Here is a 21687-nt window from a genome sequence, read left to right as displayed (position 1 = left end):
GACCGGTGCTCGGCACGCAGGCCTTGTGCGGGAGAAGGCCTTGGTGCGTGAGAAGGCCTTGGCGCGGGACTTGCCCCGATTGGCACACGATCCACCGTCATGCGAAGGTCCGGCCGATGACGGGCAACAGCCTCACCGCGCGAAAATCCATCGCCGACATCCTGGCGGCCGACGCCGATGGCGATGGGACCTCGCGCCTGCCGCGTTCGCTCTCGGCTTTCGACCTCGTCGCCCTCGGGGTCGGGGCGACCATCGGGGCGGGCATCTTCGTCCTCACCGGTACGGCGGCGGCCAATTATGCCGGTCCGGGCCTGACCCTGTCCTTCGTGCTCGGCGGCATCGCCTGTGGGTTCGTCGCACTCTGCTATGCCGAACTCGCCGCGATGGTGCCGGTCCCGGGGAGCACCTACACCTACGCCTACGCAACCCTAGGGGAGGCCTGCGCCTGGATCATCGGCTGGGACCTCGTCCTCGAATACGCCATGAGCGCTGCGACCGTGGCGGTGGGCTGGTCGGGCTATGCCCGCTCGCTCCTCGCCGATGTCGGCCTGCATCTTCCTCCATTCCTCTCGGCGGCGCCCTTCACCCCCCTGCCCGGCGGGGTCGACGCAGGGTTCGACCTGCCGGCGGCGGCCATCATCGGCCTGCTGACCCTGCTCCTCGTGCGCGGCAACCGCGAATCGGCTCGGGTGAACGTCGTAATGGTGGCGATCAAGGTTGCGATCATCCTGGCCTTCATCGGCGTCGGTGCGGCCCACGTGAATGTGGGCCTGTGGTCTCCCCTGGTGCCGGAGAACACCGGCACCTTCGGTGCGTTCGGCTGGAGCGGCGTGCTGCGCGGGGCCGGCGTGGTGTTCTTCGCCTTCATCGGCTTCGAGACAATCTCGACCGCGGCGGGCGAGACGCGCCGTCCCCAACGCGACGCACCGATCGGGCTCCTCGGGTCGCTGGCGATCAGCACGGTGCTCTACGTGGCGGTGGCGGCGGTGCTCACCGGCCTCGTCCCCTATCGGGCCCTCGACGTGCCCGACCCCATCGCCAAGGCGGTGGAAGCAATCGGCTTCGGGGCTTTCGCGGTTGCGATCAAGTTCGGGGCGATTCTCGGCCTGACCACGGCGGCGCTCGCTGCCCTCTACGGGCAGGCCCGGATCTTCTACGCCATGGCGCGCGACGGTCTGCTGCCGCCGGCCTTCGCGCGGGTGCATCCCCGCTTCCGGACGCCGGCTACCAGTCAGATCACCATCGGTGCCGTGACGGCCCTGGTGGCGGGGCTGGTTCCGATCGACCTCCTGGGCGAACTGGTGAGCATCGGCACCCTCTTCGCCTTCGTGGTCATCTGCACCGCCGTCCTCGTGCTGCGCCGGACGGATCCGGGGCGCCCTCGCCCCTTCCGGGTGCCGGGCATGCCTGTGGTGCCGATCCTCGGCATCCTGTCCTGCCTCGGGCTGATGCTCGGCCTGCCCGGGGACACCTGGCTGCGGCTCGCCCTGTGGCTCGTCGTGGGGCTGGCGATCTATTTCGGCTACGGTCGACGGGAGGCTCGGCTGCGCCGGATGAGCGCGCCGGGACTGCCTGCGGTCCCGGCGCGCTGAATCTCAGGAGTAGTGGCGCGGGCTCGGACGGCCGGAATAGCGCCGGCGCAGATAGGAGACGAGCTTCGGGAGCAGGAAGGCGACGAGGAGCTTGCGCATGGGAAAACCTCCGGTTGGGGTGGGCGGCCTGGAAGCCGCCGCGTCGGAAACCCAATGCGGGGTCGCGCCAGGGCGTTCGGCCGAAGCCGGCTGAATCAATCTCTGCGATGGGCGCTCGCCAAGCGGATCCTGCGTCCTCAGCGCGTGATCACCGCGTGCACGCAGTAGCCGCGGAAGCGCTGGTGCACCTGCGCCTCGGCGTCCAGGGTGGAGGCCACGGCCGCGACCGCCTGTGGCAGGGCTGCGCGCGGCGTCACCGCGAAGGCCGCGAGCCATCGGTTGAGGAGGCTGCGGGCGGGGCGGGGCAGGCCCGCCTGATCGCCGAAATCCACCACATGGAGCCGTCCGCCCGGTGCGAGGTGTCCAGCGGCCTCGGCCAGTACCCGCTCCCAGGGCGGGATCATCGACAGGGCGTAGGAGATTACGATCCGGTCGAAGCTTGCCCGCCCGAACAGGGCCTCCGGGTCGAAAGCCGTCGCATCCCCGCGCGCGAGGCGAATGCGGGACTCGAGTCCGGCGCGCGCGACGCTGCGGGCGGCCGTGGCGAGCATCGCCGCCGAGACGTCGAGGCCGTGGCAGGCGGCCTCCGGGTAGGTTCGGGCGATGCGCACGAGATTGCGTCCGGTGCCGCAGCCGATCTCCAGCACCGTACCGCCCGCCGGAACGGCGAGGTCCGCGATCGCCCGGTCGCGCCCGAGGAGATAGAATTTGCGGCTGGCGTCGTAGAGGTGGCGCTGGCGCCGGTACATCCGGTCCATCGCCTGCGCGGCGTCGCTCACGCGGCCCGCCGACGGTAGAGATGGAAGCCGCCGTAGATGGCGGAGCGGTCGCGGGCCTGTCCTGCGCGGCTCTCGGCCTCGGCATAGTCCCAGGCGGAGAGGATCCCGTCCGGCACCCGGCCCGGCAGGCAGCGCTCGTCGGCGGCCGTGCGGAAGATGACCCGTGCGCCCGGCCGGGCGGTGCGGGTGATCTCGGTCCACAGGGCGGTCAGGTCGGCGTCGCTCATCCAGTCCTGCGCGTCGAGGAGCACGTAGGCATCCGCGCTCCTGTCCGGGCTGGCCGCCAGGAACGCCGTCATCGACTGCTGGCGGTAGCTCACGCGTCCGGCCCGGGCCCGCAGGGTCTCGAAGTAGCGCGGCTGCAGGTAGGGCGGCAGGGCCGCGTCCGGACCCGGGGCGTAGCCCCGGCCGAAGGCCTGCCAGGCAAAGTAGTTGTCGGCGAGGTCGAAGTCGCAGGCGAGGCGCTCCAGGCGGTGGCGTAGGACGTCGACCATGCCGCCCGGGTGGCCCTGGGCGAGGGCCCGGTACTGGGCTGGGGGGATCCCGAGGCCGTAGAGGGAGGCCGGGCGCCGGATCAGCCAACGCACGAGGCGCTTCTCGAACAGCGGCGCCACGTGTGCCGCGAACAGGCTGCGCTGTTCGGCGCGGTCGCGGGCCTTGAGGACGGCGGAGAGGTCGCAGCCGTAGAGCCGGGCCAGCCGATGCCCGGTCCCGATGAAGCGCCCGAGCAGGCCGTGGCGGAAGACGTTCTCTGAGAAGGCTGCGATGCGCCGGCGCCCGTCCAGGCGACGGGCCTCCCAATACGCGCGCGCGGTGGCGTCCAGGTGAGGCGCGATTCGCGCATCGTAGGCGGCGATGTTGCCGGCCGTGTCGGCACGCCCGAAGAAGCGCAGGTAGGCTGCCGAATCGGGCAGCCGCATCAGGGCCGCGAGCTTGAGGCGCCCCAGGGCGATGTGCGCGCCGTTCAGATCGACTGCGCTGATCCGTGCCGGATCGGCGGTGAGGTAGGACAGGACGTTGCAACTGCCCGACGCGATGGCGACGACGTGGTCCTCCGGCCCCAGCGCCAGAGCTTCCAGATCGACCGCCGGATCCTCCCAGATCTGGGGATAGACCAGCCCGCTGAAGGCCAGGGTGAACAGCCGCTCGGACAGGCCGGCGCGGGACAGGGCGCGGCTGCGATGCACGGCCTGGGTCAGGCCGAGGCTGGTTTCGCGGCGGACCGCCCGTGCTGCGGGATTCATGCGGGCTCTCGGACTGTCCATCGGGGATGATGGACGCCGCCCCTACGCCTCGCGCATGACCGGCCGGTGACAGCCCTTAGAGTTCCAGGGTCAGCGTCACCGGCGCATGGTCGGAGGGGCGGTCCCAGCCCCGGACGTGGCGGGCGACCGTCATGTCGCGCACCGTGCCGGCGAGGTCGGAGGAGACCCAGGCATGGTCGAGGCGCCGGCCCTTGTCGGCCGCCGCCCAGTCGGGAGAGCGGTAGCTCCACCACGTGTAGATCTTCGTCGGCTCCGGCACCAGCAGGCGGGCGGCATCGACCCAGCCGGCCTCGCCCCGCAGGGTCTCGAGCCGCTCGGTCTCGATAGGGGTGTGGCTCACCACATCGAGGAGCTGCTTGTGCGACCAGACGTCGTGCTCCAGCGGCGCCACGTTGAGGTCGCCGACCAGGATCGCCGGGCCCGTGACCCGCCGCCCACCCCAGGCGCGCAGTTCGTCGAGGAAGTCGAGCTTGTGCGCGAATTTCGGATTGAGGCCGCGGTCGGGGACGTCGCCGCCCGCCGGCACGTAGAAATCGTGCAGCACGATCCCGGCCGCCTTCCCGGCTTCGGGCCCCAGGACCGCCGAGATGTGACGCGCGTCCTGGCGCTCGCAGAACGCCATCACGTCGCGCGTGAGGAGGGGAAAGCGCGAGAGGATCGCGACGCCGTTATAGCCCTTCTGGCCGGCGAACACGACGTTCTCGTAGCCGGAGCCCCGCAGGGCCTTCAGCGGAAACGCGTCGTCCGGGCACTTCGTCTCCTGCAGGCAGAGCACGTCCGGCTGGGCCTCGGCGAGGAAGCGCAGGACCGAATCGATGCGCAGGCGCACCGAGTTGATGTTCCAAGTGGTGACGGTGAGGCGCACGGCGTTCGGCTCGCGTGAAACTGGAAAATGTTTAAAGGATCGTGCGCGCGTCGGCGCGGCGGGCCGGCATAGACCGGATCGCCGCCGCCGTCGCCGGGGAAATGCCGCGCCTGGGGCTCCTGATCCGCGAGGGATCGCACCCGGGGCGAGATCGAGGGATCGTCACGTGTCGCGCATCCGTTCCGCGCTCTTCAACGCCTACTGGGCCGCCTGGACCGCCCTGTTCATCCTGCCGCTGGCAGTGCTCGCGCTGCTGGGCGCGCCGGCACGGCCGATCCGGGCCTTCACCCGCCTGTGGTCCCGGGGCATCCTGTTCGGCCTCGCCCGCATCGTCGGGCTCACCTATGTCGAGGAGGGCCGCGCCCGCATTCCGGCCGAGCCCTGCCTCATCGTGGCCAACCACCAATCGGCCTGGGAAACCCTGGCCTTCCTCGTTCTGGTGCCCAACGTCGCCATCGTGGCCAAGCGCGAGTTGGTGGCGATCCCCATCGTCGGCTGGTTCCTGCGCCGCTCGCCGATGATCATCATCGACCGGGCCAACGGCACCCAGGCCCTGCGGGTGATGATCGACGAGAGCCGCGCGGCGATCGCGCAGGGGCGTTCGGTGCTGATGTTTCCGGAAGGCACCCGCGGCGGCATCGCCGAGCCGGTCCAGTTCAAGCGCGGGGTCGAGCTGCTCTACGCCAAGCTCGGCCTGCCCGTGCTGCCGGTGGCGGTGAATTCCGGCCTGTACTGGCCCCATGGCGGCGCCCGCCACAGCCCCGGCGCCGTGACCGTGAGCTACCTTCCGCCCCTGCCCCCGGGGCTGAGCGGCGCTGAGTTCATGCGTGGGACGCAGGGGGCGATCGACGCCGAGCTGAACCGCTGGCGTGATCCTGCCGCGCCCGTCGCCTCGGCCGTGACGGCCGAGGCTCCGTAAGGGCGGCGTTTTACGGGTCGAGCCCCTCGGCCTTGCGCTGGGCGGCTCGACGGCGCTCGACGCGGGCCACCGAGAAGATCGAGGCCTCGTAGAGCAGCAGCATCGGGATTGCGAGCGAGAGCTGCGAGATCACGTCCGGCGGCGTCAGCACGGCGGCGGCTACGAACACCAGGACGATGGCGTAGCGGCGCTTCTCGCGCAGGAACGCCGTGTCGATTACGCCGATCTGCCCGAGCAGGGTCAGGATCACCGGTAGCTGGAAAGCGATGCCGAAGGCGAAGATGAGCGTCATGATGAGCGAGAGGTACTCGTCCACCTTCGGCAGGAGTGCGATCGTCGCCTCGCCGGGCTGGCCGATCTGCTGCAGCGAGACCGAGAACTGGATCAACAGCGGCATCGCCAGGAAGAACACCACCAGGGCGCCGAGGATGAAGAAGATCGGCGTAGCGATGAGGTACGGCAGGAAGGCCTGGCGCTCGTTGCGATAGAGACCCGGGGCCACGAAGGCGTAGATCTGCGTGGCGATGACCGGGAAGGCCAGGAAGCCGGCCCCGAACACGCTGAGTTTGATGTTGGTGAACACCTGCTCGAGGAAGTGCGTCGCGATCAGCTTCGCGTTCTCGACACCCACCACGGAGACGTAGGGGTAGACGAGGATGTTGTAGATGTGCCGCGAGAAGAAGAAGCACCCGAAGAACATCACCACGAACGCAGCCAGCGACTTGATCAGCCGCGACCGCAACTCGATGAGATGGTCGAGGAGCGGGGCCCGCGAGGCTTCGATCTCGGCTTCGTCGGTCTCGTTGATCATCGGCCGGAATCAAGCTGGGGTTTGGCCGGCGTCTCGGAGTGAGGCGACGCGCTGGGAGCTGGGTCGGGGGAGCCGGGCGGCGGTTCGGCGGTCCAGGCGTGGGTCGCAGCCGGACCGGGCGCCCCCGAAGACGGGTGCGGCGGCAGGTCGGGCAGCGCTTCCACGGGGGCTGGCACGGGGTTTGGCATGTCTCGAACGGGCTCGGACGACGAAGTCTCGCGCTCGGCCAGCTGGTCGGCGACGTTGGCGAGGCCCTGGGTCGGCGAAGGGGTCGTCTTTGTCTCGGTCCGACCGTCGACGGCCCCCTTCAACTCGTCGCGGATGGTCTGCACCGGGTTGAATGTCGGCCCCATCGTGCTCGCCGAGCGCTTGACCCCATCCACCTCGCGGCGGATTTCGTCGAACTCCGCCTCACGGATCGCCTCGTTGAACTGCGACTGGAACTCGCCGGCCATGCGGCGCATCTTGCCGGTGATCTGCCCCACCGTACGCAGGGCCTTCGGCAGATCCTTCGGGCCGATGACGATGAGGGCGACGCCGCCGATCAGCATCACCTCGCCCCAACTCATGTCAAACATGGTGTCGACTGTCCCGCGACCGTGCGCCGTCCATCAACGGCGCGCCGCCCATGGCAGGTCGTGGCGCCCTGCGCCAGACCCGCGATCGGCCGCAGCGCCCGATTCTCGCGTAGGGGATCAGACGACCTTGCGGTCGGCCGACACCGTGTTGGCGGTGGCGGGCTCCCCCTGATGGGGCAACGTCCGCACCGGCTCGCCCGCGCTCGGCGGCGGCACGGCCGTGGTGGTCGGCGTCTCGTCCTCCGCCATGCCCTTCTTGAAGGCCTTGATGCCCTTGGCGACGTCACCCATCAGGTCGGAGATCTTGCCGCGACCGAACAGCAGCATCACGATGCCGGCGACGATGATCCAGTGCCAGATACTCATGCTGCCCATGGCAACCTCCCGCGCCGCAGCTCAAACACCGCGCGGCGCCGTCTCGTGTGTCGGTTGAGGGCGAACCTAAGGATCGGGTACCCCGAGCACAAGAAGTGCGGGTGACTCTCGCTCCGTTCCGATCGCCGCATCGCGGGCATGCAAGTTTCCGGCCCGCCGCCGGTTCATAGACCAGCCACGCGCCGTTGTCTCCTCATCCGGCGCGCGGTGCGCGGGATGGCGGGTGAGCAGGAACTCAGGCGATCACGAACTCACGCGGCCATCGACAGGGCCGCCGCGAACCGGGCCCGGGCCTCTTGCACGTCGAAGGTGTCGGGCCCGGCGGGCAGGCGGGCCAGGGCAGCCTCGGCCCGACGCAGGGCCGCGCCGGCCAGGGCAGGCGCACCCTCGGCGACGCCCTGCATCTCGTCCGGATCGCCGTTGCAGTGCAGGCCGACATCGACGCCGGCAGCGAAGCAGGCCTCGGTCCGGCCGCGGAACGTGCCCTGGAGGGCGTGCATCGAGAGGTCGTCGGTCATCAACAGCCCGTCGAAGCCGATGGCCCCGCGGATGATGTCGCGAATCACGATGGCCGACTGCGTCGCCGGGTGGGCGGCATCGAGGGCGGTGAGCACCACATGGGCACTCATGGCCATCGGCAGGTCGGCGAGCGCCCGGAAGGGTACGAAATCCTGGGCGCTCAGGGTGGCGAGGTCGGCCTCCACCACCGGCAGGCCCTTGTGGCTGTCGCAGCCGGCGCGGCCATGCCCGGGAATGTGCTTCATGACAGGCAGCACGCCACCCTGCATCAGGCCCTCCGCCACGGCCCGGCCGATCTCGGCCACGCGGTCGGGCGTGGTGTCGTAGGCGCGGTCGCCGATCACGTCATGGGCTCCGGCCACCGGCACGTCGAGGACAGGGGCGCAGTCGACGTTGATGCCGACGCTGGCAAGGTCATGGGCCATCAGCCGGGCGCCCAGATGCGCGATCGCTGCGGCCGAGCCGTTGAGCCCGCCGAAACGACGCCCCGCCGGATAGGCCGGCCAATGCGGCGGTCCCATGCGCTGCACCCGGCCGCCCTCTTGGTCGATGAGGATCGGGGCGTCCGCGCGGCCGACCGTCTCTCGGAGGGCGTCGGTGAGGGCGCGGACCTCGTCGGGCGTCCCGATGTTGCGCTTGAACAGGATGAAGCCCCAGGGCGCCACGTCCCGGAAGAAGGCGGCCTCCTGCGCCGAGAGGGTCTTGCCGGCGCAACCAAGGATCAGGGCACGGGAGGTCATGATCGGGGACGCATCCTCGGTGGATTGGCTCGGAGAGTGGACTGGCGGGATGGGACGGCCGCCGGAAGGGCTCGGCGACGAATCGACCCCACGCCAATCGGGGCAGGATGCGGCCGGAAAACGTCGAACGGAATGGGGGGTGCACGGGAGAACGCACGCGTGGCCTGGTGGCCACAGGGTGGGATGGGCTCCCGGAAGGCGCCGCGCTCGCCGCCCGGCCGGGCGACCGGGCGCGCGCCGGCGCCCGGTCATTTCAGGGGCCCGGATTGGACCTCAGTTCTTGGCCACGAAGCACTGGCCGCCCGCACCCTGGAGCTGGGTGCACAGGCTGGTCGCCTCGGTCTTGCCGAGGGGCCCGACACGGACGCGGTAGATCGTCTTGCCGTTGACCTCGGCCTGACGGATCAGGGCCGGCTGGCCGGAGAGCTGGCTGTACTTGCCCTGCATCTGGCGGAAGGCGGCCTGGGCCTCGCTTTCGCTGGTGCGGACGCCGAGCTGGACGGCGTAGCCGCCACCGCCCGCGGAGGGTGCTGCCGCGACGGGCGGCGGGGCGGCGATGGCGGAGGTCGCCTCGGGGGCTACGGCGGCCACGCGCTGGGGCGCCTTGACGCGCGGGGCGGGGGCCGGCGCAGGCTCCGGCGGGGCCGCGGCGGGCGCTTCGGCCACCGGGGTCGTCGCCACCGGAGGCGGCAGCCGGGTCGCGCGCTGGCGCAGGGACGGGCTGGCGCTGGCGCCGTCGCTGGTGGCGCCCGGCAGGGTCATGGTGGGGATCACCGACGGTGTCGTGGCTTCGGCGGACGCCTCGCGCTGGGGCGGCGGCGGGGGCGTATCGGGCTTCACCGAGACCGTACGGACCCGACGGGGCTCACCGAGCGAATCGCCGAGGCCGCCTTGCTGGGCCGGCTGCGGGGCCGCTGCCGGAGCGGCGCTGCCCGGGGTCGCCCCGCCTTCGCCGTTCCCGAGGGCCGCCCGGGCGGCCTGGGCCACGTCGAGGGGCTGCTCCTCGCGGTTGACGATGCGGATCTGGCCATCCTTGGCGGTGCGCTCGTAGATCTGCTTGTTCTGGTCCGGGATCTCGACCCCATCGGATTTCTGCGGTGCGATCTTCAGGGGCGCGGTGTCGGCCAGGATGGTGGGGACGCCGCCGCTGCTGCCGGACTGGCCGTGCAGGCCGCGCCAGGCCAGGGCACCGGTGACGCAGAGGGCAAGGACGCTGAGGCCGGCGCCCACCGACACCAGGCGGTTGCGCTTGCGCGGCCGCTCCAGGGAGCGGACCCGGTCATCGGCGTCGTTGGGGGCGAATTCGGCCGCGTCGGGGTCCGGATAGGCGCCCTGCGAATCGGCATAGGCGCCGTGATCGACGGAGGCGAGATACTGGTCGAAGGCGTCCGTGGGCGAGGCCAGCTGCTGAGCCGCCTGGTGCGCGGGCGCCTGGGCATGAACGGGTGTGTGAGCCTGGACCTGGGCGGAGCGGGCCTGGACCGGACCGTCACCGAAGCTCGGCTCGATGCGGCCCCGCGCGGCCGCATCGACGCGGGAATCGCGGGCCTGGAGCAGGGCGCGGAACGGATCGTCCTGCCCGACGATGCGGGCCAGTTCGGCCAGGGGGTCGGCCTTGGCCGCAGCCGGAGCCTGGACAGGCGCAACACCCTGGACGGGCACTTGGGCCGGCGCCGGAGGCTGCTGCAGATCCCGCGCAAAGGCGTCGAAATCGACCGTCGCCCGCGAAGCGTTCGTCGTCATGGCAGCATCCCTCTTCACGCCGAGATCACCTCACCGCATTTCGTCCGGCGCGGTGACGCCCAACACCGCGAGGCCGGAGGCGACAACGCCCCGCAACGCCTCAACGAGGGCCAATCGAGCCCGTGTGGAGTTTCGGTCGTCAGGATTAATAAACCGTAATTGCGGCAAGTCTTTGCCTTTGTTCCACAAACCGTGCAGCGACGAGGCCAGTTCATAGAGGTAGAACGCCACCCGATGCGGTTCATGGGCGCCGGCCGCCGCCTCGAGGACGCGCGGGTACTGCGCGATCAGCCGCATGATCTCGACCTCGCTCGGATCGGTGAGGCGCGACAGGTCGGCCTCGCCCAGGAGGCCGGCCCGGGACAAATTCTCGCCCGGCATCGCCTGCGCGGCCTGGCGGAACACCGACACGCAGCGCGCATGGGCGTATTGCACGTAGAAGACCGGGTTTTCCTTCGACTGCTCCACCACCTTGGCGAGGTCGAAGTCGAGGGTCGCGTCGTTCTTCCGGTAGAGCATCATGAAGCGCACCGGATCGCGCCCGACCTCGTCGACCACCTCGCGCAGGGTGATGAACTCGCCGGAGCGCTTCGACATCTTCACGGGCTCGCCCGCGCGCAGCAGCCGCACGAGCTGGCACAGCTTCACGTCGAGGGTGGCGCGGCCGTCGCTGACCGCCTTCACGGCGGCCTGCATGCGCTTGACGTAGCCGCCGTGGTCGGCGCCGAGCACGTCGATGAGGTCGGTGGCGCCCCGGGCGATCTTGGTCCGGTGGTAGGCGATGTCGGAGGCGAAGTAGGTGAAGGAGCCGTCCGACTTCAGCAGCGGCCGGTCGACGTCGTCGCCGAACTCCACGGTACGGAACAGGGTCTGCTCGCGATCCTCCCAGTCCTCGGGCAGCTGTCCCTTGGGCGGCGGCAGGCGCCCCTCGTAGACGAGACCCTTCTGGCGAAGCTCCGCCAGCAGGACGGGCACCTCCTCCTTGAGGGTGGCTTCGGAGAAGAACACGTCGTGATGGATGCCGAGCCGGGCGAGGTCGTCGCGGATCAGGTCCATCATCGCCGCGATGGCGAAGGCCCGCACCGTCGGCAGCCACTCCGCCTCCGGCTGGTCGAGGAGGGCACGGCCATGGAGCTCGGCCAGCCGGGCGCCCACCGGTACGAGGTAGTCGCCCGGATAGAGCCCCTCCGGCACCGGGCCGACCGGCTCGCCCAACGCTTCGCGGTAGCGCAGGAAGGCCGAGCGGGCGAGCACGTCGACCTGCGCGCCGGCATCGTTGATGTAGTATTCGCGCGTCACGTCGCGCCCGGCCGCCACGAGCAGGTTGGCCAGGGCGTCGCCGAACACCGCGCCGCGCCCGTGGCCCACATGCATCGGGCCGGTGGGATTGGCCGAGACGTACTCGATGTTGACCCGGCCCCCCGGCATGGCGCCGCGCCCGTAGGCCTCGCCCGCGGTGAGGGCCGCCCGGACGACGGCGTGGAAGGTGCCCGGGGCCAGCCGGAGGTTGATGAAGCCGGGACCGGCGACGCTCGCCTCCGTCACGTCGGGGTCGGCGCGCAGGGCCGCGGCGAGGGTTTCGCCCAGGGCCTTCGGGTTGGTCTTCGCCTCCTTGGCCAGCACCAGCGCGGCGTTGGTGGCCAGGTCGCCATGGCTCGCATCCCGTGGCGGCTCCACCACCACCCGGGCGAGGTCGAGCCCCTCGGGCAGCTGCCCGGATTGGATGAGGGCCTGCACGGCGCCGCGCACGCGGGCCTCGAAGGTGGCGAAGATGTTCATGGTGCCGTAAAATTCCATGTCCGGGGCTCGGCGGGGACGTCCGTCCCGCGGGGAACGCTCCGCCCCCTCGCCCAGGCCGCGGCATAGCAAGGGCGCTCCCAGGTGTCACGGCGGCCCCGCCCGCTCCGCTTCGTGAAGGACCCCTCTCCAAGCACGGTTACCGGCCGGTTGGCGGAACCGCGCCGTTTCGCGCCATCGCCGAGACGGCGCATTCGGCCTGTCGCGCGAGAGCCGCAATCCCGCCGGCGAATCGATAAAATTGCACGGATCGGCTTCAGCGCGGGACAGGTCCCACGGCGGCACCCTGGCGGCATAGGACGTGAGGACGCCGCCATGGACCGGACGAAGACGATTGCGCTGATCCTGCTCGCGGTGCTGGCCGTCCTGACGTCCGGTCCGTCGACGGCCCAGACTCTGGCGGCCCTGCCTACGCCCTCCCCCGCCGCCCTGACCCTGGCCGAGGCCCGTCCGCTGCCGGCCTGGGCCGCCTTCTGCCAGCTTTATGTGGCCGAATGCGCGATCGACGCGAACGAGCCCAACCGCATCGCGCTCACCCCGGCCATCTGGAACACCGTCGTCGCGGTCAACCGTCGCGTGAACAAGTCCCTGCACGCCGTGACGGACCAGGAGCATTGGGGCGTACCGGATCGCTGGGACCTCGCCGAGGACGGTTCGGGCGATTGCGAGGATTACCAGCTGCTCAAGCGCAAGCTCCTGGCCGAGGGCGGCCTGCCGCGCCGGGCGATGCGGATGACGGTCGTCATCGACGAGAAGGGCGAGGGCCACGCGGTGCTGACCCTGATCACCGACCGCGGCGACTTCATCCTCGACAACAAGACCAGCGAGATCCTGGCTTGGTACCGGACGGGCTACGTCTTCATCAAGCGGGAGTCTGCGGATACGGTGGCATGGGTTTCGCTTGGTGGGGTCACCTCGCCCGTCACCACCGCCAACCGCTGAGCATCTCGGCGGAGACCGAACGGGCTCGAGAGCACCGGCCGTTCCGGTGGCGCGGCACGATCCGTCGGCATCCTCACGTCGCACGAACCTGTGTGGAACCAATGCGCCCCAGTGCGCGTTAACGCGGGTTTAACTTTCCGATTGAGCCCGGATCGTTCCCGTGTAAACCTTGTCGCTCCACCAGGGGATGGCAGGGCGACCGGCATGCGGCACGCGAGACTGCGAAGCGTCGAGGGACTGCCGCACGGGCCGCGCGGAAGACTTTGGCGACGCTTCGCCCGCACGCTGCAGTTCGGCCTCGTCGGGACCATCCTGCTCATCGGTGGCGCCAGCACCGAGGCCCAGACCGTCGCGGCCTTGCCCGATGCCTCGGCCCTCGAGGAAGGCGTCCCGGCCCGCCCCGTCGCCGCCTGGACCGCCTTCTGCGCCCGGATGCCCGCCGAATGCGCCGTCGACACGACGCAGCCCGCCGTCATCGCCCTCACGCCGCGCATCCGCGACCTGCTCAACCGGGTCAACCGACGGGTCAATGCCCGGATCAAGCCGATCACCGACCTCGCCCATTGGGGGGTCGTCGACCGCTGGGATTATCCCGACGACGGCTTCGGCGACTGCGAGGACTACCAGCTCCTCAAGCGCCGGATGCTCGTGGAGCGCGGCCTTCCGCGCCGGGCCCTGCGCATGACCGTGGTCATCGACGAGATCGGCGAGGGCCACGCGGTGCTGATGGTCCGCACCGATCGCGGCGACCTGATCCTCGACAACAAGACCAACGCGGTCCTGTCCGGCCCCCGCACCGGCTACACTTTCATCAAGCGCGAGGGGCAGGACGGTCTGGCCTGGGTCACCCTGAACGGCGGGGCGTCCCCGGTGGCCACCGCCAATCGCTGAGGGCGGATCCCGCCATCGCTGTACGCGCGAAAGGCCGCCTCCAGGGCGGCCTTTCGTGTATCGGCGGTCCAGATGTTGGCCAGGGCCTCGAAACAGGAAGGCGTGTGCTCAGACGCCCGCGATCAGGTGAGCGAGGTCAAGGGCGACGCGGCCCGACATCAGGCTCCAGCCGCAGGCGATCATCGTGGCGATCATCACAAAGGGGATCGGGCGGCGCTCCAGTCGGCGGCCGCGAACGGTGTTGCGCAGAATGATGAAGGGCGCGCCGAAGGCCAGCATCGGCAGGGCCGCCACGGCCGTCACGCCGCCGCGCTCAAGCAGGCTGAAGCTCGCGCGACGCTCCGTGAACAGTTCGAAGGCGCTGGCGAGCAGGCCCGAGAGGGCAAGGCCGACGCAGAGGGTCTGCAGGGAGTCGAGGGCCGAGGGGCTGAGGGTCATGACGCGAACGCTCCACCATCGAGAGGCGATGTGGCGTCCACTGTGCCGCGTCGTTTACGAAACGTTAAGGGTTTCCTGCCGTCAGGGTTAAATCCACGCACAGGCCGGTGCGACCTGCAGGGCCCCGCGGCAGGTGGGAGCCCTCAGTCTTCGAGGTCGATGTCCAGGATCGCCATGGCGAAGTTGAACGAGCGGTCGCCGTCCTCGTCGTCGACCGAGACCACGCCCAGGAACTCCTCGCCGATATAGACCTCCGCCGAATCGTCCTTCTTGGGACGGGGAACGAGGCGGATGTTGGTGTTGGCGAAGGTCCGGCGGAGGTAATCCTGCACCTTCACAATGTCGGTCTTGTTCACGCTGATCGCCTCTCGCGTTCGGGTCGTTTTCCGGCTCATCGCCAGTCGCGCGCGGCGGCCTCGTGAGCCTGCCGGCGGCGGCCGGGGCCGGGCTGGCCCCCGCTTGCCACGCCATCGGGGGATGGGCAAGCGGGGCTCCGAGCCGATATCGGCATGCCGGGGGCGCCGTCAGATGCCCTCGGCCATGTGGATGAACTGATCCATGGCGACGAGCTGGTCCATGGCCCGCGACGGCTCGGCGCAGCCGGCGGTGCCGACCACGCGGGCGGGCACACCGACCACGGTGGTGTTGGCCGGCACCGGGCGCAGCACCACCGAACCGGCAGCGATGCGGGCGCAGGCCCCGACCTCGATGTTGCCCAGGATTTTGGCACCGGCGCCGATCATCACGCCGTGGCGGATCTTGGGGTGACGGTCGCTGCCCTGCTTGCCGGTGCCCCCCAGGGTAACGGCGTGGAGGATCGAGACATCGTCCTCGATCACCGCCGTGGAGCCGACCACGAGGCCGGTGGCATGGTCGAGGAAGATGCCGCGCCCGATCCGGGCCTGCGGATGGATGTCGGTCTGGAACACCTCGGAGGACCGGCTCTGGAGGTAGAGTGCGAGGTCGCGCCGTCCCGCCGTCCAGTACCAGTGGGCGAGGCGATGCGCCTGGATCGCGTGGAAGCCCTTGAAGTACAACACCGGTTCGATGGCCCGGCTGGTGGCGGGGTCCCGATCGAGCACCGCGGCGATGTCGGCGCGAAAATCCTGGCCGAGGCTCGGCTCGGCGGTGATCGCCTCGAAGAAGCCGTGGGCGATGAGCTCGGCCGGCAGCGAGGCGTGTCCGAGGCGGGCCGCCACGCGGTGCGCCACGGCGCCCTCCAGGGAGGTATGATTGAGGACCGTCGCCACGATGAACGAGGCGAGTTGCGGCTCCTCGCGGACGATCGCCTCGGCCTCGGCCCGCAGGCGCGCCCAGATCGGATCGCACACCGCCAGCGGTTCGGCGCCTTTCGCGGCGATGGGGAAGGGGCTGGCGGACATCGGGTCCTCCTCTGGGCCGGGCGCGTCGCGGCGGGCCGGCGTATACCGCGAGTCGACGTGGAGGTCGTGCCGCGTCGGCGGGATCCTGCCCCGCCCCGCGCCGCTCCAGTAGGGTATGTCTGTCGTCACGCGGGCCGGCAGAACAAAACCGCTCCGGACCGCATGTCCCATAGCTTGGTGTGCATCGCACGCCCGATCAAGGCCGCGCGGCGACCGACCCGATCGCGCGGGCCGCGACCGTCAGGCGCTGCGGCGGTGATCGAGGGTGCCGAAGCGCGCCTCGATGGCTTCGGCGAGGCGGTCGACCATGACATCGACGGGCACGTCGGAGGTGTCGACCACCGACGAGGCGCGGGCGTAGAGCGGCTCGCGGCTGGCCAGGACGGCGCGCAGTTCCTGCATGGCCGAGGGGTGGTCGCCGGTGGTGGTGAGTTCGCCCTGGTCGCGCACGCGCTGCATGTGCTCCTCGGGCCGAGCCCGCAGCCAGATCGTGAAGAAGGCCTGGAGCAGCAGGTCGTAGGTCAGAGGTTCCGCGACGATGCCGCCGCTGGTCGCCAGCACGAGGGGCCCGGGATGCTCGGTGAGCCGGCGCAGGGCCGCCTGCTCCAGGCGGCGATAGCCCTCCTGTCCGTAGATCGCGAAGATCTCCTTCACCGAGAGTGCGTTCTCGCGCTCGATCTCGGCGTTGAGTTCGACGAAGGTCCAGCCCAGGCGATCGGCGACCCGGCGGCCGAGGGTCGATTTCCCGGCGCCGCGCAGGCCGATCACCGCGACGCGCGGCTGTGGCGCCTCGCCGCTGGCCGAGGACTGGCCCGACAGGATGCCCTTGGCCAGGGCGATCTGCTCCGGCGACGCGTTGCCGAGGAGATCGCGGATCACGTGCCAGTCCGGCAGGGTCTCCTGCCCGGCGATCAGGTCGTCGAGGCGCACGCCCATGGCGTTGGCGACCCGGCGCAACAGGATGATCGAGACGTTGCCCTGCCCGCTCTCGAGCTGCGCGATGTAGCGCTCCGACAGACCGGAGGTCTGCGAGAGGAGCTTGCGCGACAGGCCCCGCACGGTCCGGGCATGACGAACCCGCCGGCCGAGATCAGCCAGGAAGGTCGATTCTTGTTCTACCGCGCCGGCCATGCCGTCGTCCGTTTCCTCGGTTCGCGGTCGGGCCGAAGCCCGCACGCAGGTTGCCACAACAGGCGGTCGATCCCGGAGCTAGGCTCACGGATGTGGAAATATTATGCCCAGATTCGGCGTTTCGAATGTGTTAAAAAGCAACAATCCGAAGATCCGACGTCGGAACAACGCTCCTGGGTCGTTGCGATGATCGTGCCGAACCACGCCGAAGCCCGGCGCTTCGCATTGCACCATGTGAGGCGAGGCGCGCTCCGACGCAAGCGGTCACGGCCACCAGAACGGGGGAAACCCGGAGAATCAGCCGCGGGATGTTCCTCGAAGCCGTGACGGCGGGGCCGGACCGGAGCCCGGCTTGTGCGCAAACGCCGCGTGGGGGAGCACGAGGGCGGGGACGGCCTACTGCGCGGCGGGCGGCAGGGCCGAGGCCTCGAGCACGGTGCCGGCCACCGGCGCCTTCTTCGCCACCACCGGCCGGTTGACCGCGGCGAGGGCCAGCGCCGACGGACGGCGCGGCGGCAGCGGAACCTCGATCGCCTCCGTGAAGACGGCGTCGACCTGGGCGCCCGCCTGGGTCATGCCCGGGACGATGCCGGGATGGGGGCTGATGGCCGCTGCGGAGGCCGGGGCAGCGGCGTCGGCCGGTGCCAGGGCCGCGACCTCGACCGCGCCGAGCCCGGCGAGGGCAGCGGGCCTGCGCGGCGGCAGCGGCACCGCGACGGTCTCAGTGGGAACGCCATTTGCGGCGGGGCTGGGCGCGTAGGCGAGCGCGGTGTTGGCGGCGATGACGGCGGGGCTGTCGGCGCGGGCGAAGGCGTTGGAGAAGGCCTCGCCGGATCTCGGCGTCTCGAGATCGTCGGGGACGCTGGTCTCGATGCCGAGGCGCTTGGCGGCGTAATAGTAGCCTCGATTGTAGAAATTATAGGCCTGGGCGATGTCCCCCCTGGCGGCCCGGTAGGCGCCGGCGAGGTAGGCGATGCCGTAGCGGAGGTTCACCCGCGGGTCGAACAGGCCCGCCGCATCCCCCTGGTAGCCGAGGCCCCGGGCGGTCGCATGCTTGATCTGCATGAGCCCGAGGGCGCTACCACCCTTCGCGTTCGGGTTGTAGTTGCTCTCGCGCTTGACGACCTGATGGACGAAGCTCGACGGCACCCCGTTGGCCTTGGCCTGCTGCTCGATCAGCGCATCGATGTTGTCCCGTGCCGCCGTACCCTGGGCCAGGGCCGCGCCGGGCGGGAGCATCCCGCACGGCATGGCAACCGCGGCGACGGCGAGGAGCAGGAAGCGCTGGTTCATCGGAGACCCGGATCGTCCTTGTTCTTGGACGGTCAAGGTCCGGGCGAATTGAGGCCGGAAAGCGGCTCGGGCGGGTCGAGCGTGACCGTTTCCCCATGTGCTGTGTCGCACATGGCACAGTCGCCGCAGCCCGGTCCGGATTGTGTCTGAAGCGATTCGCCAATGTTGCCAAGGGCCTCGCGGTGCGGTGCGGCCGGCGGGGCTAAGGCTGCCTCAGCGTCGCAAAATGAATTCGTCGATGGCTTTTGCGAAGCCGTCCGCGTCGTTCGTGGCCGTGACGGCCCGGGCCGCGGCCTGGACCGCCGGCGCGGCGTTGCCCATCGCCACCGAGAATCCGCTGCGGGCGAACATCGGCACGTCGTTGGCGGCGTCACCGAGGGTTGCGATCCGGGATCTGTCGATCCCGAGGTGCCGGCTCATGGCATCGACGAAGGCGGCCTTGCCGGAGCCGGGGGGCGTCACATCGAGATAATAGGCCTGGGAGCGATGGACGTCCGCCCGTCCCGCCAACGCCGCGGCGGTCTCCGCCTCACAGGCCTCCAGCTGCGCCGCATCGGCACTGACGCCGACGATCTTGGCGGCCTGGTCCAGGAGCGGTTCGAGATCCGCGACCACGTTCGGCTCGGCCTGCAGGGTCCGGCGCTCGAGGTCGGTATAGGGCCCGTGCGGATCGGTGAGGTTCCACTGCCCACGGGCGAACACCCAGGTGTCGAGACCGGCCTCGGCGAAGCGCCGCACGGCCGCGCGGGCGGCCTCGGCCGGGATCAGCGTCTCGGACAGGAGGCTGAGATCGGGGGCGACCAGGGTGCTGCCGTTGAAGGCCCCCATCGGCAGGGTGAGCCCGAGTTCGGCCACCAGCGACTTCAGGCCCACGGGCGGTCGGCTCGACGCGATGGTGAAGGCGATGCCCGCCGCCTCCAGCCGCCGCACGGCCGCCCGGGTCGCGGGCGTCAGGCTCTTGTCGGTGGTCACCAGGGTGCCGTCCACGTCCGAGATCACCAGGGCAATCGCGGCGGGGGTCGGTTCGGAGGACAGGGGCATGGAATCCGGAGGGGGCTCAGGGTTGCGGGGCGCCCTCCCCCAATCCCAACCGGGCCACGATCGTTGCGACGATGGCCTCGGGGGGCGCATCGACGCCCACCGCCACCGCGTTCTCCTCGGGGGCCGGCGGCTCCAGGATGGCGAACTGGGTGTCGAGAAGGCCCGCCGGCATGAAGTGCCCCTGCCGGCGCGCGAGGCGCCCCTCGATCAGGGTGCGGTCGCCCTCCAGGTAGACGATCCGGACCTCCGCGCGGCCGCGCACCAGCACGTCGCGATAAGCCCGCCGCAGGGCCGAGCAGACCACCACGCCGGTCGCCCGCTGCTGCAGCTGCGTGTCGATCCAGGCGCCGATCGCCGCGAGCCAGGGGGCACGGTCGTCGTCGTCGAGGGGGTGGCCTGCCCGCATCTTGGCCACGTGCTCGGGGCTATGGAAGCTGTCGCCGTCGACGAAGGTCCAGCCGAGGCGCTCGGCGAGGCAGGACGCCACCGTGCTCTTGCCCGATCCCGAGACGCCCATCACCACGAGGACCATGGGCCTGCCGCCCGGTGCGGGAGTCTGGCCTGATGACATCGTGCATCCCTTCCTGGTGGCCGCCTCGGATAAGCCGGCCGCGGCCTCTTAGCAGGCCACGGCCTCTTGGCAGGCCGCGCCCTCATAGCAGGCCGCAGCGCCTGGAGGCTGTGCGGAAACATGCCGGGCGAGGGCGGGTTTTCCGGCTCTCAGGAGGCGAGCGGCGTGCTCGGACAGGCGCCGGGCGAACCGGGACTTGGCGAACCGGGATTTGGCAAGGCGGGATTTGGAAAGGCGGGATTTGGCGAGGCGGGATCGGTCGAGACGGGGCCGGGCAGAACGGGATCGAGCGCCCGCTCGCGCAGCCGTTGCGGGCCCAGGGTCATCGCGAAGAAATCGTAGTACCCGCGCCGGTCGTTGGCGAGGAGGAACTGGAAGTGCATCCGGAACGGACGCCAGCGCACCTTCCGGTAGGTCTCCGTGCTGATGATCTCGCGGAACCGGGCCGAGCGCACCAGGGGGTTGGCGACCGTCCGACCCTGAAGGTCGAGCGTCAGGTGCACCACCGGGTTGAAGCCGGGAAAGTTCATCCAGTCCTGGGGGGCCTGGAAGTCGGCCCAGACGAGGCGCTGCGAGGTCACCAGACTGGCGATCTCGCAGCGCAGCCCCTTCGCCATGCCCTGCATCGCCACCAGGGGCAGGCCGGACCCCAGGGTGACGAGGGCGAGCGTGGTCGCTCCGGTGCCAAGATGCGGATCGCGGGCGAGCACCCGGGCGGTCACCTCCACCGCGCTCAGGGCTCCCGAGGAATGGCCGAGGATCAGGATCTCGTCGAGCGGGTCGCTGGCCGCCAGGGCGGTGCAGCGCGCGAGGACATGCCCGGCGAAGGCCTCCAGCCGGCGCTCGTAATCCGGCCGTCGGCCCTGTCCGTGCTGCCAGTTGAAGACCCAGTCGTTCAGGAGCTGCCAGAAGAAGATCCGATTGAGAAAAGCTTCCATCGCCTTGATCCAGGCGAGGCCGATGAGGAGGCCTGCCGGCAGCGTCACCCAGAGCGGCCACCCGAGGCTGTGCCCGAAGGCCGTCCCCAGATGGGCATGCACGAAGGCGGCGATGGCCAGGGTGCACAGGGCGAGGAGCAGGACCATCACCAGCGGATAGAGGATGACGTTGCCGTACTTCCAGTTCAGCCGGTAGAATCGCAGCATCAGGCCGGAGACGATGGTCTGGAGCGTGCCGAAGACCAGGAGGGCGACGCTGACCGGACGCCGGCGCCGGAAGTCGTCGCGGACGATGTCGTCCCAGAGGAGCACGTCGTAGGTGGTCTCGGCACCCTGCGTGGCGGGCTGGCCGGCCACGCGCCAGCTCTGAACCAGCCCGTCGGCGCTGAGATTCGCGCCGGAGACCGTGCGTTTCGGCTCTCCGAAGCGCTTGGCGTAGCGGGCCAACTCGCGCACGAACAGCATTCGATAGCGGCTGCTGCCCTCAGGATCGTAACCCGGAAGATAAAAGACATGCCGTCGTCGGACCGGCCCCGGAACACCCTGGGCTAGTCCAGGAGGTGTGTAGTCGAACGACGTTGTCATCGGATCCGATTCGGCCGAAACCCAGGTTTGGCAAATCAAGAGTTGCCGTCCCGACGAGAACGCACATCGCGTTGCTCCTTTCAAGTATCGTGTCGGACACGATTTTTTGGGATAGACGTGGGTAGCGGGGACGACGGGCGGGTGACGGGCGCTCACCGCGAGACTGTGTCCCGGCCGCCACGGACAGCGACCCGGCGATGGTCTAGGCAGCCCATGAGAGAAACCGACAGGCGATCCTGCATGCGCGCACTGCCTTTGGCCCTCTGCACCGTTCTGGGCACCGCCCTGACGGTGTCGGGCTGCTCGTCGCTCCTCCCTGCGGCCGGACCGACGACGGGTGCGGTGGTGGAGGGGGCCGACATCGCGACGAGCGAGGGGACGTTCGCCCGCTAC

Annotated in this window: 21 protein-coding genes and 1 pseudogene; 5 read left to right on the top strand and 17 right to left on the bottom strand. The window is 70.3% G+C overall.

Features of this window, described 5'->3' with window-relative positions:
• Window positions 1-116 precede the first annotated feature (116 nt).
• Window positions 117-1592: an amino acid permease gene (locus ASF58_RS09280; RefSeq protein ID WP_055950749.1), complete on the top strand. Its 1476-nt coding sequence runs from the start codon at window positions 117-119 to the stop codon at window positions 1590-1592.
• Window positions 1593-1828: 236 nt separating this feature from the next.
• On the opposite strand, the gene ASF58_RS09275 is transcribed toward ASF58_RS09280, so the two are convergent.
• From ASF58_RS09275 to ASF58_RS09265, 3 genes are all read right to left on the bottom strand, one after another.
• Window positions 1829-2440 (bottom strand): class I SAM-dependent methyltransferase, encoded by a 612-nt coding sequence (locus tag ASF58_RS09275; RefSeq protein ID WP_055950747.1) that lies wholly within the window; start codon window positions 2438-2440, stop codon window positions 1829-1831.
• Between the two features lie 26 nt (window positions 2441-2466).
• Window positions 2467-3714: a DUF3419 family protein gene (locus ASF58_RS09270; RefSeq protein WP_055950744.1), complete on the bottom strand. Its 1248-nt coding sequence runs from the start codon at window positions 3712-3714 to the stop codon at window positions 2467-2469.
• A gap of 76 nt (window positions 3715-3790) precedes the next feature.
• Window positions 3791-4600: an exodeoxyribonuclease III gene (locus ASF58_RS09265; RefSeq protein ID WP_055950739.1), complete on the bottom strand. Its 810-nt coding sequence runs from the start codon at window positions 4598-4600 to the stop codon at window positions 3791-3793.
• Window positions 4601-4766: 166 nt separating this feature from the next.
• Between ASF58_RS09265 and ASF58_RS09260 the strand changes: the two genes are divergently transcribed.
• Window positions 4767-5519, top strand: coding sequence for a lysophospholipid acyltransferase family protein (locus ASF58_RS09260; RefSeq protein WP_055950736.1), 753 nt, complete (start codon window positions 4767-4769; stop codon window positions 5517-5519).
• Window positions 5520-5529: 10 nt separating this feature from the next.
• Here ASF58_RS09260 and tatC read toward each other — a convergent pair whose 3' ends face one another.
• The 6 genes from tatC to argS form a co-directional block, all read right to left on the bottom strand.
• Entirely contained in the window at window positions 5530-6330 is an 801-nt protein-coding gene (tatC, locus tag ASF58_RS09255; RefSeq protein ID WP_055950733.1) for a twin-arginine translocase subunit TatC, read from the bottom strand.
• Window positions 6327-6908, bottom strand: coding sequence for a Sec-independent protein translocase protein TatB (tatB, locus tag ASF58_RS09250; RefSeq protein ID WP_055950730.1), 582 nt, complete (start codon window positions 6906-6908; stop codon window positions 6327-6329). Before tatB ends, tatC begins: the two co-directional genes overlap by 4 nt.
• A 117-nt stretch (window positions 6909-7025) precedes the next feature.
• Window positions 7026-7283, bottom strand: coding sequence for a twin-arginine translocase TatA/TatE family subunit (locus tag ASF58_RS09245; RefSeq protein ID WP_055950728.1), 258 nt, complete (start codon window positions 7281-7283; stop codon window positions 7026-7028).
• 251 nt (window positions 7284-7534) lie between these two features.
• Window positions 7535-8542 (bottom strand): beta-N-acetylhexosaminidase, encoded by a 1008-nt coding sequence (nagZ, locus tag ASF58_RS09240; protein ID WP_055950725.1) that lies wholly within the window; start codon window positions 8540-8542, stop codon window positions 7535-7537.
• 273 nt (window positions 8543-8815) lie between these two features.
• Window positions 8816-10285 carry an SPOR domain-containing protein gene (locus ASF58_RS09235; protein WP_055950722.1) on the bottom strand — a complete coding sequence of 490 codons (1470 nt, stop codon included), beginning with the start codon at window positions 10283-10285 and terminating at the stop codon, window positions 8816-8818.
• 30 nt (window positions 10286-10315) lie between these two features.
• Window positions 10316-12064, bottom strand: a complete 1749-nt coding sequence (argS, locus tag ASF58_RS09230) for an arginine--tRNA ligase (RefSeq protein WP_055950984.1) — start codon at window positions 12062-12064, stop codon at window positions 10316-10318.
• A 333-nt stretch (window positions 12065-12397) separates the two neighbouring features.
• Between argS and ASF58_RS09225 the strand changes: the two genes are divergently transcribed.
• Window positions 12398-13024 (top strand): transglutaminase-like cysteine peptidase, encoded by a 627-nt coding sequence (locus ASF58_RS09225; protein ID WP_055950719.1) that lies wholly within the window; start codon window positions 12398-12400, stop codon window positions 13022-13024.
• A 204-nt stretch (window positions 13025-13228) separates the two neighbouring features.
• Window positions 13229-13915, top strand: coding sequence for a transglutaminase-like cysteine peptidase (locus ASF58_RS09220; RefSeq protein ID WP_055950716.1), 687 nt, complete (start codon window positions 13229-13231; stop codon window positions 13913-13915).
• 108 nt (window positions 13916-14023) lie between these two features.
• Here ASF58_RS09220 and ASF58_RS09215 read toward each other — a convergent pair whose 3' ends face one another.
• The 8 genes from ASF58_RS09215 to ASF58_RS09180 form a co-directional block, all read right to left on the bottom strand.
• Entirely contained in the window at window positions 14024-14353 is a 330-nt protein-coding gene (locus ASF58_RS09215; protein ID WP_055950713.1) for a hypothetical protein, read from the bottom strand.
• 143 nt (window positions 14354-14496) lie between these two features.
• Window positions 14497-14709, bottom strand: a complete 213-nt coding sequence (locus ASF58_RS09210; protein ID WP_055950709.1) for a DUF3126 family protein — start codon at window positions 14707-14709, stop codon at window positions 14497-14499.
• A gap of 168 nt (window positions 14710-14877) precedes the next feature.
• Window positions 14878-15735, bottom strand: a complete 858-nt coding sequence (gene cysE, locus ASF58_RS09205; RefSeq protein ID WP_055950704.1) for a serine O-acetyltransferase — start codon at window positions 15733-15735, stop codon at window positions 14878-14880.
• A gap of 240 nt (window positions 15736-15975) precedes the next feature.
• A complete protein-coding gene (locus ASF58_RS09200) occupies window positions 15976-16911 on the bottom strand; it encodes a helix-turn-helix transcriptional regulator (RefSeq protein WP_277996197.1) in 936 nt (311 codons plus the stop codon).
• A 351-nt stretch (window positions 16912-17262) separates the two neighbouring features.
• Window positions 17263-18159 carry a transglycosylase SLT domain-containing protein gene (locus ASF58_RS09195; protein WP_055950697.1) on the bottom strand — a complete coding sequence of 299 codons (897 nt, stop codon included), beginning with the start codon at window positions 18157-18159 and terminating at the stop codon, window positions 17263-17265.
• Between the two features lie 213 nt (window positions 18160-18372).
• Window positions 18373-19200, bottom strand: a complete 828-nt coding sequence (locus ASF58_RS09190; RefSeq protein ID WP_055950694.1) for a Cof-type HAD-IIB family hydrolase — start codon at window positions 19198-19200, stop codon at window positions 18373-18375.
• A 16-nt stretch (window positions 19201-19216) separates the two neighbouring features.
• The gene (locus ASF58_RS09185; protein WP_055950691.1) at window positions 19217-19771 is read right to left on the bottom strand and encodes a gluconokinase; all 555 of its coding nucleotides are present in this window, start codon (window positions 19769-19771) and stop codon (window positions 19217-19219) included.
• A gap of 149 nt (window positions 19772-19920) precedes the next feature.
• Window positions 19921-21294 carry an alpha/beta hydrolase gene (locus ASF58_RS09180; protein WP_244477242.1) on the bottom strand — a complete coding sequence of 458 codons (1374 nt, stop codon included), beginning with the start codon at window positions 21292-21294 and terminating at the stop codon, window positions 19921-19923.
• A 240-nt stretch (window positions 21295-21534) separates the two neighbouring features.
• On the opposite strand from ASF58_RS09180, the pseudogene ASF58_RS27025 reads away from it, so the two are divergent.
• A pseudogene (locus ASF58_RS27025) lies at window positions 21535-21687 on the top strand (sugar transporter); the annotation flags it as partial.

The organism is Methylobacterium sp. Leaf125, from assembly GCF_001423085.1.
Lineage (GTDB): Bacteria > Pseudomonadota > Alphaproteobacteria > Rhizobiales > Beijerinckiaceae > Methylobacterium.
Note: the sequence above shows the minus strand (reverse complement) of the source record. Positions and strands in the feature narration are given on the sequence as shown.

What these genes read in the sequence shown, in the direction of transcription:
- ASF58_RS09280 (WP_055950749.1), top strand. Translation starts at nt 117, where the DNA reads ATGACGGGCAACAGCCTCACCGCGCGAAAATCCATCGCCGACATCCTG.
- ASF58_RS09275 (WP_055950747.1), bottom strand. Translation starts at nt 2,440, where the DNA reads ATGTACCGGCGCCAGCGCCACCTCTACGACGCCAGCCGCAAATTCTAT.
- ASF58_RS09270 (WP_055950744.1), bottom strand. Translation starts at nt 3,714, where the DNA reads ATGAATCCCGCAGCACGGGCGGTCCGCCGCGAAACCAGCCTCGGCCTG.
- tatC (WP_055950733.1), bottom strand. Translation starts at nt 6,330, where the DNA reads ATGATCAACGAGACCGACGAAGCCGAGATCGAAGCCTCGCGGGCCCCG.
- tatB (WP_055950730.1), bottom strand. Translation starts at nt 6,908, where the DNA reads ATGTTTGACATGAGTTGGGGCGAGGTGATGCTGATCGGCGGCGTCGCC.
- ASF58_RS09245 (WP_055950728.1), bottom strand. Translation starts at nt 7,283, where the DNA reads ATGGGCAGCATGAGTATCTGGCACTGGATCATCGTCGCCGGCATCGTG.
- nagZ (WP_055950725.1), bottom strand. Translation starts at nt 8,542, where the DNA reads ATGACCTCCCGTGCCCTGATCCTTGGTTGCGCCGGCAAGACCCTCTCG.
- ASF58_RS09235 (WP_055950722.1), bottom strand. Translation starts at nt 10,285, where the DNA reads ATGACGACGAACGCTTCGCGGGCGACGGTCGATTTCGACGCCTTTGCG.
- argS (WP_055950984.1), bottom strand. Translation starts at nt 12,064, where the DNA reads ATGAACATCTTCGCCACCTTCGAGGCCCGCGTGCGCGGCGCCGTGCAG.
- ASF58_RS09225 (WP_055950719.1), top strand. Translation starts at nt 12,398, where the DNA reads ATGGACCGGACGAAGACGATTGCGCTGATCCTGCTCGCGGTGCTGGCC.
- ASF58_RS09220 (WP_055950716.1), top strand. Translation starts at nt 13,229, where the DNA reads ATGCGGCACGCGAGACTGCGAAGCGTCGAGGGACTGCCGCACGGGCCG.
- ASF58_RS09215 (WP_055950713.1), bottom strand. Translation starts at nt 14,353, where the DNA reads ATGACCCTCAGCCCCTCGGCCCTCGACTCCCTGCAGACCCTCTGCGTC.
- cysE (WP_055950704.1), bottom strand. Translation starts at nt 15,735, where the DNA reads ATGTCCGCCAGCCCCTTCCCCATCGCCGCGAAAGGCGCCGAACCGCTG.
- ASF58_RS09195 (WP_055950697.1), bottom strand. Translation starts at nt 18,159, where the DNA reads ATGAACCAGCGCTTCCTGCTCCTCGCCGTCGCCGCGGTTGCCATGCCG.
- ASF58_RS09190 (WP_055950694.1), bottom strand. Translation starts at nt 19,200, where the DNA reads ATGCCCCTGTCCTCCGAACCGACCCCCGCCGCGATTGCCCTGGTGATC.
- ASF58_RS09185 (WP_055950691.1), bottom strand. Translation starts at nt 19,771, where the DNA reads ATGTCATCAGGCCAGACTCCCGCACCGGGCGGCAGGCCCATGGTCCTC.
- ASF58_RS09180 (WP_244477242.1), bottom strand. Translation starts at nt 21,294, where the DNA reads ATGACAACGTCGTTCGACTACACACCTCCTGGACTAGCCCAGGGTGTT.